General features: G+C 61.2%; 10 protein-coding genes. 4 read left to right on the top strand and 6 right to left on the bottom strand.

The genetic code is table 11. The features are described 5' to 3' along the window. Positions 1 to 263 precede the first annotated feature (263 nt). Positions 264 to 467, top strand: a complete 204-nt coding sequence (locus tag Q6L55_03245) for a DUF2949 domain-containing protein (protein MEN9257730.1) — start codon at positions 264 to 266, stop codon at positions 465 to 467. 1 nt (position 468) lies between these two features. On the opposite strand, the gene Q6L55_03240 is transcribed toward Q6L55_03245, so the two are convergent. The 5 genes from Q6L55_03240 to Q6L55_03220 all read right to left on the bottom strand — a co-directional run bounded on the left by Q6L55_03240 (position 469) and on the right by Q6L55_03220 (position 7,059). Continuing rightward, on the bottom strand, positions 469 to 1,230 hold the full coding sequence (locus Q6L55_03240) for an SH3 domain-containing protein (GenBank protein MEN9257729.1): 762 nt from the start codon (positions 1,228 to 1,230) through the stop codon (positions 469 to 471). A 22-nt stretch (positions 1,231 to 1,252) separates the two neighbouring features. Then, a complete protein-coding gene (locus Q6L55_03235; GenBank protein ID MEN9257728.1) occupies positions 1,253 to 2,794 on the bottom strand; it encodes an AAA family ATPase in 1,542 nt (513 codons plus the stop codon). Between the two features lie 3 nt (positions 2,795 to 2,797). Beyond that, positions 2,798 to 3,322 carry a YceD family protein gene (locus Q6L55_03230; GenBank protein ID MEN9257727.1) on the bottom strand — a complete coding sequence of 175 codons (525 nt, stop codon included), beginning with the start codon at positions 3,320 to 3,322 and terminating at the stop codon, positions 2,798 to 2,800. A 23-nt stretch (positions 3,323 to 3,345) separates the two neighbouring features. After that, entirely contained in the window at positions 3,346 to 5,475 is a 2,130-nt protein-coding gene (locus Q6L55_03225; protein ID MEN9257726.1) for a DUF839 domain-containing protein, read from the bottom strand. A gap of 87 nt (positions 5,476 to 5,562) precedes the next feature. After that, positions 5,563 to 7,059 (bottom strand): GTP-binding protein, encoded by a 1,497-nt coding sequence (locus tag Q6L55_03220; GenBank protein ID MEN9257725.1) that lies wholly within the window; start codon positions 7,057 to 7,059, stop codon positions 5,563 to 5,565. A 112-nt stretch (positions 7,060 to 7,171) separates the two neighbouring features. Between Q6L55_03220 and Q6L55_03215 the strand changes: the two genes are divergently transcribed. From Q6L55_03215 to radA, 3 genes are read left to right on the top strand one after another with little or no spacing between them, the layout of a single operon-like run. Further along, positions 7,172 to 8,173, top strand: coding sequence for a tetratricopeptide repeat protein (locus Q6L55_03215; GenBank protein ID MEN9257724.1), 1,002 nt, complete (start codon positions 7,172 to 7,174; stop codon positions 8,171 to 8,173). Positions 8,174 to 8,182: 9 nt separating this feature from the next. Beyond that, positions 8,183 to 9,304 (top strand): UDP-N-acetylglucosamine 2-epimerase (non-hydrolyzing), encoded by a 1,122-nt coding sequence (gene wecB / locus Q6L55_03210; GenBank protein ID MEN9257723.1) that lies wholly within the window; start codon positions 8,183 to 8,185, stop codon positions 9,302 to 9,304. Beyond that, a complete protein-coding gene (gene radA / locus Q6L55_03205) occupies positions 9,288 to 10,739 on the top strand; it encodes a DNA repair protein RadA (GenBank protein ID MEN9257722.1) in 1,452 nt (483 codons plus the stop codon). The genes wecB and radA overlap by 17 nt, the downstream gene beginning before the upstream one ends. Here radA and Q6L55_03200 read toward each other — a convergent pair. Continuing rightward, on the bottom strand, positions 10,651 to 12,807 hold the full coding sequence (locus tag Q6L55_03200) for a hypothetical protein (GenBank protein MEN9257721.1): 2,157 nt from the start codon (positions 12,805 to 12,807) through the stop codon (positions 10,651 to 10,653). The genes radA and Q6L55_03200 overlap by 89 nt on opposite strands. Positions 12,808 to 12,890 lie beyond the last annotated feature (83 nt).

The raw sequence follows: 12,890 nt of genomic DNA, 5'->3' as shown, positions 1-12,890 counted from the left end.
GTAAATTTACTGTTGTCTGGGGACAATAGGGCCAACGTCTCTGCGTAATTCTCCCGGGGGCAACACCCCCATCCCAGGCCATTCCGGCAACTTGGCCGGCGCACTGACCCTAACCCCGCGGCTGAACCAGCAACAGGGGCTGTTCTCATAATCTTTACAAAAATTATTGATCCCTCTGTAAAATTACGTTAAGCTGTGGATACGATTGTGGGCGTCTTGCGCTAAGGTTCTCAGAACTGGGTCGCTGCGGCAGGGGAAGAGGGATGCTATCGGGACGGGATGAGCGGTTGATTCGTTTTTTGCAGGAGGAGTTGGCGGTATCGGCGGCCTCGATTGAGATGGCTTTACGCCGGGAGGATTCCGGTCAGGGGCCGTTGCCCATCGTTTTGTGGCGCTACGGGTTGATCAGTTTGGATGAGTTAGACCGGGTGTTTGCTTGGTTAGACACCTTAGATGCGGGGAACTGAGCTACAGCGGTTGGGTGTAGTCCCTCTTGACCCAGCCTTTCTGTCGCGTGCGCACCACCAGGACCTTCAACCATTGCTGATCGGCGCTAGCATCCAGCACAAGGAGGATTTCCCGGTTTGGTAAGGTTGTCAGCGGTGTGCCGTCGGGGCTGTCCCGCAGGAGTAGACCGGTGGACGCATGGACTTGAACTTGCCGGCCTTCCCGTTCGGTGGGAGGGGTGGGATTGGTGTACTCGGCCTTGACCCAACCAACGGTCCCGGTGGCGGGCACCTGCACCTGCGCCCAGGTTCGGTCAGCGTTATAGGTCAGCAGGCGGAGTTCCTGACCATAGGCCAAACCGGTCACCACCGGCGCTGAGGTGCTAGGGTCCTGGCGCAGCATCAAACCGTCCCTGGCCGTGACCCAGAGGTTGGGCGGGGGGATTAAGGGTTGTAAATTGCCGGCGCGCACCCACCCGATCACTTGCTGGTCTGGCAGGCGCACCTGTTCCCATTGCCGGTCGGGACTCACGGCTAAGCGCTCCACCACCTGTTGATGGGCTGCCGTTGCCACCACGGGGCTATCGGCCTCCGGTTGCGCCCGCACCCACAATCCTTGGGGTTGTACAACCCGCATCCATTGTCCGGCGGAAACCCTATCCCCCTGGGGCGGGTTGGGTTGAATGGAGACCGTCTGTGGGGCAAACCCGTATCGCAACCCCCAGCGCACCAGCATAAAACCGGCGGCCATGGGCAGGGTAGTGGCCAGGACCAAACCGCACATCCAGGCCCCAACGGACGGGACTTCACGCCGGCGACTCCCTATCGTCATCTACATCCTCCACTTGTTCTAACCGGCGGCTAAGGGTACTGTGGCGAGAAGCGGACCGGATTTTCCCTGCGCTGGCCCACTGTTGCAGTAACTGCACCTGTTCTTGGGCGGTGCGGGCCAGGGGAACAATTTGGCTGGCTGCTTCCAATATATCGTCGGTGGTGAATTCTCGGCCCTGGCTAAAGCCCGTGTGCATGGCTTCGATAATGGCCTGCTCCAGCTCCGCCCCGGAAAAATCCGGCGTTTCCCAGGCTAGGCGCTTGATGTCGTAGCTGGACCAGGTGTGGGGACGCAGGCGCGACAAATGCACCTGGAGAATGCTCTGGCGCTCCTCCAACGTGGGCAACCCGACAAAGAAAATCTCGTCAAAGCGGCCCTTACGCAACAGCTCTGGTGGCAACAACTGGATTTGATTGGCCGTCGCCACCACAAACACCGGGGATTCCTTTTCCGCCAGCCACGTCAGAATCGTGCCAAAGACCCGGTTGGTGGTGCCCCCGTCGGAGCGACTGTCGGCGGTGTTAAAGGCCTTATCAATCTCATCAATCCACAGCACGCAGGGGGCCAGGGCTTCGGCAATTTGGATCATCTGCCGGGTGCGACTTTCCGATTCCCCCACCAAGCCGGCGAACAGGCGCCCCACATCCAACCGCAGCAGGGGCAACTGCCAGTGGTGGGCAATCGCCTTAGCCGTCAAGGATTTACCGGTGCCCTGTAACCCCGCCAGCAGTAAACCCCGGGGATAGGGCAGGCCGTATTCCCGTGCCGCCGGACTAAAGGCCTGTTGGCGCCGCTGCAACCAGAGCTTCAGATTATCCAGCCCCCCTACATCCGCCAACGTGACTGTCGGGGTACAAAACTCCAGGATTTGCGTCTGTTGGATGATCTGCCGTTTTTCCAGCAGTACGGTCTCCACATCCGCTTCCGTGAGTTTGCCCCGCTGGGCCAAAGCCCGACCGATCACCCGCTGCATCCGCTCCAGGGACAACCCTTGACAGGCCCGCACTAACGCTTCCAGCAGCGCCGGCGGCGGCGGTTCCGGTAGGCCTTGCACCATGTCCAACAGTGCTTGACGTAGCTCCTGGGCCGTCGGCAACCCAAAGGGCAAGACCGTGACAATCTCTTGCAGCTCCAGGGGCAAACGCATCTCCGGCGCCACAAAAATGACACTTTTGGGTTGAGCTTTTAACACCCGGTTGAGATTGCGGCACTTGCGGGCAATGGCAACGTCTTCCAGAAAGCGGCTAAAGTCCCGCAGGACCAGCAGGGCCGGCGCCTGGGGGGGCAATTTTTCCACAAACTCCAACGCCTGCAGGGGATTGCGCCGGGCAAAGCCCTGGTCGTTGGGATTCCCCTGGATGCCCTCCACAAAATCCCAGCAATAGACCCCCCACTGGCCCAACCCCCGCGCCACCTGGTGGATGACCTGCTCCAAGCGCTCCTCCTCGGCGGTGGGCACATAAATAAACGGATAGCGCGCCCGCACCAGCAACCCCAGCTCCTGGGCAAAATCCATAGGCTATTCCGGCCAATTCAGCGCCGCCAAAGCCGCCCAGCGCGGGTCAATCGTTTCCCCCTCCTGCTCGATTTCGCCCCCCGGCCAATCCACCTGGCAATCGGGGCGACACAGGGGGTTCGTCGGCAGCGCCAGGGAGATTTGCTCATACAGCCACTGTCCCGCGTCAAACCACCCATCCGGCGGCAGGTATTCCATCAGGTCCGTCAGGGGCACCTCCTGCTCTAAAGGCCAGGCGTTAGGGTCACTCTTAACCGCATCCAGCCAGATGATTTCCTCCACCGCCAGGGGCAACCGCTGGTTGAACTGGCAAAGACACCGCCGACAGGTCAACGTGACAATGGCATTCACCTGGGCCTCGACATGCAGACAGGTCCCCTGGTGCGTGACCACAACCTCCCCTTGCACTGGCGTCAGCAGGGGCAAATCAATAAACTTCTGCCGCACCGTCAGGGTCAATCGCTTTTCGGGCAAACGCAGCAGACTGGGAATGGCAATCGGCTCTAGGACCACCGTGAGAGCATCCAACCCTTCACACCCATCCTAACGGGTTAGACCAGGGGTTGACCGTCTAGACGGCGAATGGCCACCACCGCCGGTTTGGGGGGCGCATTGGGCGTTTTGCTCGGCCAGTTCGACCCCAACGGCACCACCCGCTCCTGCATAAACCGGTTGCCCTCCGTATCCCACATGCGCACCTGAAGCACCCGCTGGGCCCCATCCCTGCGGCTACCATGCCGTTCCCCCGGATGCTGTACCGCCAAAAACAGCGTGCGGCCATCGTCGCTCAGACACGGCCCCGTCAACTCACACTCCATCGGCCCAATGCCGAACAAAAACGCCTGTCCCGCCTGCGGACCATGGGTAGGGATAAACCACATGGAGTTATTGCCATAGCGTCCGCTGCCGGGAATGTGGGCCGGACTATTTAAGCGGGACGTGCCAATGTCCGTCACCATCCACAAATGCCCTACCGGGTCCACCATCAGGTTATCGGGGTTGCAAAAGCCTGCCCCCCCCAGGGCCGGTTCACCCCCTACAGCCACCATCTCCCAGGTAAAAGTCAACGCCGCCGGCTCCCCATCTTTTTCCCGCAGCGCCATGATCCAGCCTGGCTCGTAGGAGCGTTGGTTACCCGGCCCCACGAACACCCGCTCATCTGGCCCCCCGTCAACCGAGCTGGGACTCCCGGATGTAAAAGCGATATACAACGTTCCATCGGGAGCAATCACCGTATCTTCCGGTCGCGCTGTGCAGGTGGCCCCAGCGGCACTGGCGGCATAGTGGGTATCAATCAAAATCGCCCCCTGCTTTTCCGCCCGCGTACCCACGTAGAGATCGCCCAGCGTCTTAAACCGCTGCTTGTACTGCTCCACCTGGGCCGTCGTCGTAAAGGGCGCAAAGCCCCCCTCTGGCCGCTGGGGCAAGTTAATGAAACCACCGGCATGGACTTCCGGGGGGTCCGGGTCCACCGGTGTCTCCGGCGTCAAGGGAATCCATCGCCCCGTGCCATCAGGGTTAAATTTGGCCGCGTAGAGCATGCCATCGGTCAGCAGGCGGGAATTGGCCTTGTCCCGGGGGTCGCGTACTACCTCCCGGCTGACGAACTTGTACAGGTGTCCCCCCCGCCGGTCGCAGCCCGAATAGAAGGCCAGGGGTTTGCCCGGGACCACCCGAATCCCCACCGCCTCATGCCGGAACCGCCCCAGCCAGGTATGTTTGGTGCCGTAGTCGCTGGGGTTGGCCGGGTCCACCTCCACCACCCAGCCGTATTTGTTCCCCGCCAGTCCCAGGGCGCTGCCGTGGCCCGCCAAATCTCCGTCTGCCGCAATGGTAAACGGTCGCGTACCGGGGGCAAAAGACGTACCGTCGGGATACACCGGTTCCGCCACCAAGTCCTGAAAATTCTCTTCGCAACTGAGTACCGTCCCCCAGGGCGTCGTGCCACCCGCGCAATTGCCAAACGTGCCGATAATTTTCTCCCCCAGCCCATCCAGATAGCCCTGCCCCTGGGTCTTGGCAAAAATCAGGGTCGCCGGTCCCGTCGCCCGGAGATAGCGGCCATCCCGCCAACCCGAAATACCCGTGACCCGCCGGTCCGCTGGACTAGGGCTTTTGACCCAGCGCTGGCCCTCCCGCCGGATAGTCATCACCCCAATCCCTAAATCCGTCATTGCTGCCACCGTAATCTGTTCAATGGCCCGGCGCAGGGGACTGTCAGCCGCCAGGCGCGTCACATCCACTGGTCCGGCCGCCAGCGCCTTTTCTACCTCGGCAATCGGCAGCTCCTGACCGATTACCTGCCGGTAGCTCTCCAGCCAGGTCCGGGCGCTGATGTACTCAAAATTTACTGTCAAATAGGCCCGGTCTTGGCCCGCCGCCACAAACGACAAGTAGTCATTGTTATAGCCAAAGCGACCATCCCCCAACGGGTCTCCCCAGGCCGCCACCACCTCGTAGGTATAGCCCTCCGGCAGTACCAGGTCATCCTGAACCACCACCCGGGCGTAAGCCTGGCGTTGCTGGGCCGGCGTCAGGTTGTCTGTGGGCACCGGCATCACCCCCCGAATCGGACGAAACTTGAGCGCCGGCGGTACTGCTTGACCACCCCGATACCCCAACACCACTGCACCGATCCCACCGGCTAAAAACCACAGAGCTTCCCGTCGGGTAATGTTCATAACCACCATGGATACTCCCCACGCCCATCTTAGTCAGGGAAACCGCCACTCAAATTAAGAAAACATTAAAAGGGGGTGATGCCTAGCCTAAGATTGAGGGTCGAGGGAGCGCAGGCGTTGCCAAGCCTGGTGAATCCAGCGGGGGAGTTGGGACTTTTCCTGTTCCCAGTACTGACGCACCACTGCGGCCATGCCCTGGTCTCCCCAGCTTTGGTTTTGGCGAAAGTAGGTGATGAAGCTCAAACCGGCCACCCGCGTCAGATAGGCGGCGCTGATGCTTTGTACAGCTGAAGTCAACACATAGCCTGCGACGGTGGTTTTCAGGGTGCGGCCAACCAGGCTAGCAATTCCCCGGGCCACCCCTAGGGCCGTCAAGGTCTTAGCCAGCGACAGTGCCAATTCGCGCCCCTGATCCAGACTCAGGTGACAGCCATAGACCTGCCCCAGTTCCACCACCATCTGGGCATGTACCGCCGCCTGGGCCAACAAATCCACCCCCGGCAAAGGCGTCAACCACACCACCCCTGCGCCAATCCACTGGAACCGTTCCACGATGGCCTCGGCCTGCCGCCGCCGTTGTCGTTCCAGAATCGTTTGCGCTTCTGCCCCCAACTGTTGGCACTGCAACAGCAGGTTTTCCGCCAGCAACTGTTCCCCTTCGGTTTGCAGGATAGCGGCGACGCGTTGCAGCAAGGGGTCCAGGTACACCGGCGGCTGGTAGGGTTCCCCCGTATCCAACTTAACGGGTGGAGGGGCAGCGGCAATGGGCACCACATCCTCCGGTGCGATCCACCCCTGGAGCCGCTGGCGGATTTTCTCCAGCAGCACCTGTTCGTCTTCGGGTAGGTAGAGGTCGGTTTTGTTGAGGGCCAGCACCACCCGTTTGCCCAGTTGCCGCAGTTGCACCAGCACCGTCATTTCCGACTGGCGCAGGTCATTATCCGCCACCCAGACCACCAAATCCGCCCGCTGCGCCCATGCTTTGGCTTCCAGTTCCCGGCTGGCGCCCGCTGCCGACCCCTCCTGCAACCCCGGCGTATCCACCAGTTCGATCCGGCGCGGCACCCCCTGGAGACGCAGCCCGTAAACCTGTACCGTTTGGGTTGTGCCCAAAGTCGGCGCCACATCCCCGGCCATACGGCCCAACAGGGCATTCACCAGCGAGGTTTTGCCGGTGGACGCGGTCCCCAGGATCACTAGACGCAGGGGCTGGCGGTTTTGTTGGGCCAGGAGTTCCTGATATTGGGTCTCGAGGGCCTGGCGGGCAATGCGGTCCTCGATTTGGGCCAGTTGCTGGGCAATCGTTTCCAGGCGCTGTTGCAGGTCGGGCGAGGAAAAAGCCGTGGAAGGTTTGACCCGCCGGCGGGGCGGACGACCAGCCAACCAGACAATTCGACCCAGGGTGATCAGTAGCCCTAACATCACCAGCAGCACTAAGCCCAGCAGCACATTAGCCGCCGTCGCCCCCGCTACCGTCAGGATTTGAGTGTAAAGTTGGAGCAAATTTTGGCTCAGGCCCAGCAGCAACAACAGGGTTAAAAAGAGTGCTAGCCCCAATCCCAGACCGCGCCAGCGTCGCAACATACACGTCTTCGATCGACCTTTTCCATTATGAACAACCCCGTCATTGGCAAAACTGCGCCAAACGGCTAGCATAAAAGGTACGTTTGGCCGCAGCCGGTACTGTGCCAAATCCATGAACAAGGCAACCTGGTGGGTCTGGGGGATGGCCATAGCGTTGGGGACTACGGCTGTCCAGGGTCAGACGGCTACCACCCCACCCCGGTCAACCAATCCCTGGCCTTTGGTGCTGATGGTTGCTGGTGGGGGCATCACCCTGGGAGTGGGCATCGGTTGGTGGTTATCCCGGCGGGAGACTACCTCTGCGTCATCATCTTCATCTTCTGTGGCCCAATCCACCGTAGCCGCCAGTCCACCGCCTCCACCCCCCCGGCCCGTCTCCCCTAGTCCGGTAGCCCTTTTTATCAATCGGGGACGCCAAAAAGCGGAAAAAGGGGACTACGAAGCAGCGATTCATGACTTTACGCAAGCCCTGGCCCTGGAACCCCACAACGCCGAGGCCTATTACGAACGGGGGGTGGCCTACCGGCGTTTGCACAACTACGCCCAAGCCCTGGCAGACCTACAGCAGGCCATCACCTTTAACCCCCGCATGGCGGCGGCCTATTACAACCGGGGGCTGATTCGGTTTAAGGTCAAGGACTACCAGCGGGCGGTCACTGACTACACCAGGGCCATTGAACTCGACCCCCAAGCCGCTGAATTTTATCACAACCGCAGCCTGGCCCGGCGCAAATTGGGGGACTACGAGGGAGCGGCAGCAGATTACAAAAAAGCCCTCGACCTGAACCCCAACTACCGCTATATCCATAGGGAGGTCACCACCCACAAGCGGCAGATGGGGGCCGATGATTTTTATGAGCGGGGTCTGGTGAAGATGGAAAAGGGGGACTACCAGGGGGCGCTGGAGGAACTTAACCAAGCCCTGCGCATGGATACGGATTTGGCCCCCTGTTACTTCGACCGGGCTAAGGTGCGCCTGGCCTTAGGGGATGAGGTGGGAGCGGTGGATGATTTACGTAAAGCTGCCGATCTGTTTTTGGAAATGGGGGATGTTGAACGCTGCGAGCAGGTGATGGCCGTGCTCCAACAACGGCGCTTCCGCGATGTAGAATAGGCGGGCGTGATGCCGATTCCTGTAGCTGTCGTCCTGGGGACGCGCCCCGAAGCGATCAAATTGGCGCCGGTCATTCAAACCCTGCGGGCCAATCCCCACTGGCAGGTGCGTGTGATCAATACAGGGCAGCACCGGGAGATGGTGGCCCAGGTGTTGAGGTGGTTTGGGGTGCAGTGGGACTACGACCTAGCCATCATGGAGCCTGGCCAGACCCTGGAGCAAATCACCTGTCGCACCCTCGAGCGCCTGTCGCCCCTGTTGCAAAAGCTCCAACCTCGACTGGTGTTGGTGCAGGGGGATACCACCACCGCCTTTGCCGCTGCCTTAAGTAGCTTCTACCAGCGCATCCCCATCGGCCATGTGGAAGCCGGGTTACGGACCGATGACTTGTTCCACCCCTACCCGGAGGAGGCCAACCGCCGGTTGATTTCCCAGTTGGCCCAGTGGCATTTTGCCCCCACTACTCTGGCAGTCCAGTATCTCCGGGAATCACGGGTAACCGGTGAAATTCACCACACGGGCAATACGGTGATTGACGCCCTGCAGCAGGTGGCCCGGCAGCAGCCCGATTGCCCCATCCCCGGGTTGGACTGGCAACGGCAGCGGGTGCTCCTGGCGACCGTCCACCGGCGGGAAAACTGGGGAGAACCCCTAACCCGCATTGCCCAGGCGTTGGTGCGCATCTTGGCCCAGGTACCGGATACGGCCTTGGTGCTGCCGTTACATCCCAATCCCCAGGTGCAGCAGGGTTTACGGCCGCTGCTGGCGGGCCATCCCCGGGTGTTTTTGCCGCCGCCGCTGGACTATCCTCAGTTGGTGGGGGCCTTGCAGCGCTGTTATTTGGTGTTGACGGATTCGGGGGGGATCCAGGAGGAGGCGCCGGCCCTAGGCAAACCAGTGCTGGTGCTGCGGGAGACCACAGAGCGCCCGGAAGCGATTGCCGCCGGTACGGCTGTGCTGGTGGGCACCGACACCGACCGGATCGTGACCAAGGCCCTGGAACTGTTGCAGGATGAAGCAGCCTATCGGCGCATGGCCCAGGCGGTGAATCCCTTTGGAGACGGACAGGCGGCCCGGCGCATTGAGCAGATTCTCCAGCGCTACTTCGTCGGTCATGGCCAAGGCCCGTAGCCGGTTTGTCTGCCGGGAATGCGGCGCAGAATATGCCCAGTACTTCGGCCAGTGTCGCCAGTGCGGGGCCTGGAACAGTTTGGATGAGGTGGTGGTTGCCCCCAAGGAACCTTCCTTGCGGTCTGGGGCCATCTCCCAGCACGCTCTGCCTTTAAGTGCCGTCGCCTCTGAGCATTGGCAACGCTGGTCTACTGGTTCGGCGGAATTTGACCGGGTACTAGGGGGTGGGATTGTGCCGGGGTCGCTGGTGCTCATTGCCGGCGATGCGGGCATAGGCAAATCTACCCTGCTGTTGCAAACCCTGGCCCATCTGTCCCCAACCCTGCCGGTGTTGTATGTCTGTGCCGAGGAGTCCGCCCAGCAGGTGAAATTGCGGGCCGAGCGGCTGTTTCCCCCTAATGCTCTCCCTGACTTGTACGTGCTGGCGGAAACGGATTTGGAGACCATCTTAGGGGAACTGGAGCGCCTACGCCCCCGGGTGGCGGTCATTGACAGTATCCAGGCCCTCATGAATGCCGCTTTAACCTCGGCCCCCGGTTCTGTTTCCCAGGTGCGGGAGTGCACGGCGGCCCTGATGCGGTTAGCCAAACAGCACCATATCGCCCTGTTGATTGTCGGGCACATCACCAAGGAGGGAGCCATCGCCGGACCCAAGGTTCTGGAGCATTTGGTGGACACGGTGCTGTATTTTGAAGGGGATGCCCTGGCCCACCACCGGTTGTTGCGGGCGGGGAAAAACCGTTTCGGCCCCAGTTACGAGCTGGGCATCTTTGCCATGACTGCCCAAGGGTTGCAGGAAGTGAGTAACCCCTCGGAATTGTTCTTGCACCACCGGGAATCTCCTGCCCCTGGCGTTGCCACCATCGTCGCCTGTGAGGCCACCCGCCCCCTGGTGGTGGAAATCCAAGCCCTGGTGACCTCCACCGGTTATGGCACCCCCCGCCGGAGCACCACCGGCATTGACTACAACCGCTTAGTGCAAATCCTGGCGGTTTTGGAAAAGCACCTGGGGGTGCCCCTGGCGAAACACGACGTGTACGTGGCCTCAGCCGGCGGATTGACCGTCTCCGAACCGGCGGCGGATTTGGGGATTGCCCTGGCGGTGTTAGCCAGTTTGCGCCACTGCGTTATCCAGCCCCAGACGGTCCTGATTGGTGAAGTGGGACTCAGCGGCCAGATTCGCCCGGTGCAACAAATGGAAACCCGGCTCAAGGAGGCCGTGAAGTTGGGGTTTCAGCGGGCGATTGTGCCGCCGATGGAGCTGGAGCCGGTCGCCGGTCTACAACTGGTGCCTGTGAATCGTTTACTCCCAGCGGTCTTGGCCGCCCTACCCGGCGAGACGTCCCCTAATCCCACTCCACACCCGCCAGCGCCTCCGCCAGGGGAGGATGGGTGTCTGGGTCCGTCATATCCCGTTGCAGGGACGCCTGGTTAAAGGCCCGGAAGGTCAGTTGGGGGGCCTGTTGCACCACCGCCGCCAGTTCGTCCAAAACCGGACTTTTCCCCTGTAACCCCGTGACCACGCACCAGACCCGCGCCCGCGTCAGGGCCACAAATCCTTCGTTGCGCTTGTGGAGTTCCGTTTCTCCCTGCCAAAACGGTTGCGTTGCCCAGTGAAACCGGCAGGCGTAAACCTTCCAGGCTTCGTGTCCTTTAGCACGCCCAATACTCGCCAGCGTCACCTGCTCCGGTTGCCAAAACACATCAGGGGGCGTATCTTCACCGGCAATGATGGCCTTGACCCCCTGCTGCCGCAAGCGGGCCTGCAACTGGCGGAAGTAATCCAGCTCTGCTGACCCCCGTGGCCCAGTCACCAAAAGGTCGGTGGGGCGCAACCCCTGCTGGAGGTCCTGGGCAATCTGAGTCGCGATCCACTCCTGCTCCGCCGCTTCACTCCCAAACATCTCGATGCGCAGGACCGACCCCAAAGCTTGGCGGTAGGGGAAATCCTCCCGGTCAACAGGGTGGGTGGCATCGCGGGTGATGGTTACCGTTTGGCCCGTCTTGACACTGGCTTCAGAAAAATCCCCCGCCACGACGCGATACCCCAGGGCCTCCCAGTCCGCCTTCGTAGTCACCCCCTGCAGGGGTCCCTCTGGACGCAAAAGCCCCATATTCACTGTATGAGCTGCCATCAGCAGCAACCGGGGCGTGCGGTAACAGCGGTTGAGATTGTGGGACTTGAGGATGCCTCCCGGGTAACTCCCCGTCAAATCCACCACCGGACGACCGTCCGCATGACGGCCAAAGATGTCCACCGGCCGGGGCACCGTCAAATTGCCAATCCCCTGCGCCTCGTCGTAGGCCCAGTACAACCGCCGGGGTTCGGCCAGGGTTTGGTAGGCCAGTCGGTAAAAGGCCAGGGGCAAATCCTGTCCTTCATCCAGCAGCAGGGCCTCGTAGAGCACAGGAATAGCCGGCGCCTCCTTCTCCAGCCGTTCACAGACGTAAGTAAAGGCCTCCGGCGGCGAGCAAGTGCGGTTGAGATGGGTGCAAACCTCGCCAACTGTCAGCGGTCTAACTCCTACCTGCCGAGCCAGATTGAAGTAAAACCCGCGCCGTTGCCGGCCACCCCAGGCGTGCAGCACCTGCAACCGCTCCCAGTTGGGGTCCTGGTCTGCGCGGGTCATTTCTCGGTAGTAGGTGGCAATCAGGGCGCGAATCGGTTCATACAAAGAACGGGTAAAAAACACGAATCCCACCTGCCAGTCCGGGTGCGCCGCGTGGATTTTAGCCGCCCGTTTGGCAAGCAGCACCGTTTTGCCGGTACCGGCTAAGCCCCGGATCCGTTGGGGGCCATCGGGAATCTCAAACGCCACTTTTTGCTGGTTTTCGTCCAGATGCCGCAGTTGCGCCTCGATGTAATGGACCACCCGCACGGGATTGTCAGCCGAAGTACCCGCCGCGATAGGTCGGGCTTCCGTTTGGGGCAACGTTCCTCCTAGCACCCCCAGCAATGCCTGCCACTGTTCATCCGTCAGGGGAGGTTGGGGACGTTCTTGGGCACCGAGTTGCAACTTCTCCCGCAGCGCCACCCGCCGCAAGTCCTCCTGGAACCAGACATAGGGTACTTCTGGCAAACCCCGCTGGCGCCACTCCTCTCGCTTCACCCAGGGCAGCACCACCCGGAAGTGAAAACTTAAGGGACAACTGCGGGTTTCCCGGCGCTCCCGGAATTTGGCCTCCAGGGCATACATGCCATCTTCGGCCTGCCAAGCCGGCGTTTCCGTTTCCCGGTACCAATTGAGCATCTGCCACTCATGGCCCCGGACCTGGGCGATGTTTTCGCTGCGGCACCCTTTGCACTCTAAAACCCACAGCCCCCATTCCCGGTGCAGCAGCACCACATCCGGTTCCTTGCGCAGGTTACCGGCCCCGGTGAAAATGGGATAGCGGCAATAGGCCACGCAGGGTTCCGCCTTGCAAGCCTCCTTGAGCCGTTCCCACAACTCCCGTTCCGCGGAATTGAGCGCTAAAACGGCAAAACTCTGAAAAGCAGCCATCGCCTGGATGAGGGGACCCCTCCTAACATTATTAATACAAAGCAGAGGAGCCAAACTAGCCGTTTGCCCATTCCCCCCCTACA

It is taken from the genome of Gloeomargarita sp. SRBZ-1_bins_9 (assembly GCA_039794565.1).
Lineage (GTDB): Bacteria > Cyanobacteriota > Cyanobacteriia > Gloeomargaritales > Gloeomargaritaceae > Gloeomargarita.
Note: the sequence above shows the minus strand (reverse complement) of the source record. Positions and strands in the feature narration are given on the sequence as shown.

Excerpts from the sequence above, each read along its gene's own strand:
- Q6L55_03235 (MEN9257728.1), bottom strand. The coding sequence starts at position 2,794 with ATGGATTTTGCCCAGGAGCTGGGGTTGCTGGTGCGGGCGCGCTATCCG.
- Q6L55_03245 (MEN9257730.1), top strand. The coding sequence starts at position 264 with ATGCTATCGGGACGGGATGAGCGGTTGATTCGTTTTTTGCAGGAGGAG.
- Q6L55_03220 (MEN9257725.1), bottom strand. The coding sequence starts at position 7,059 with ATGTTGCGACGCTGGCGCGGTCTGGGATTGGGGCTAGCACTCTTTTTA.
- wecB (MEN9257723.1), top strand. The coding sequence starts at position 8,183 with ATGCCGATTCCTGTAGCTGTCGTCCTGGGGACGCGCCCCGAAGCGATC.
- Q6L55_03240 (MEN9257729.1), bottom strand. The coding sequence starts at position 1,230 with ATGTGCGGTTTGGTCCTGGCCACTACCCTGCCCATGGCCGCCGGTTTT.
- Q6L55_03225 (MEN9257726.1), bottom strand. The coding sequence starts at position 5,475 with ATGAACATTACCCGACGGGAAGCTCTGTGGTTTTTAGCCGGTGGGATC.
- Q6L55_03200 (MEN9257721.1), bottom strand. The coding sequence starts at position 12,807 with ATGGCTGCTTTTCAGAGTTTTGCCGTTTTAGCGCTCAATTCCGCGGAA.
- radA (MEN9257722.1), top strand. The coding sequence starts at position 9,288 with ATGGCCAAGGCCCGTAGCCGGTTTGTCTGCCGGGAATGCGGCGCAGAA.
- Q6L55_03215 (MEN9257724.1), top strand. The coding sequence starts at position 7,172 with ATGAACAAGGCAACCTGGTGGGTCTGGGGGATGGCCATAGCGTTGGGG.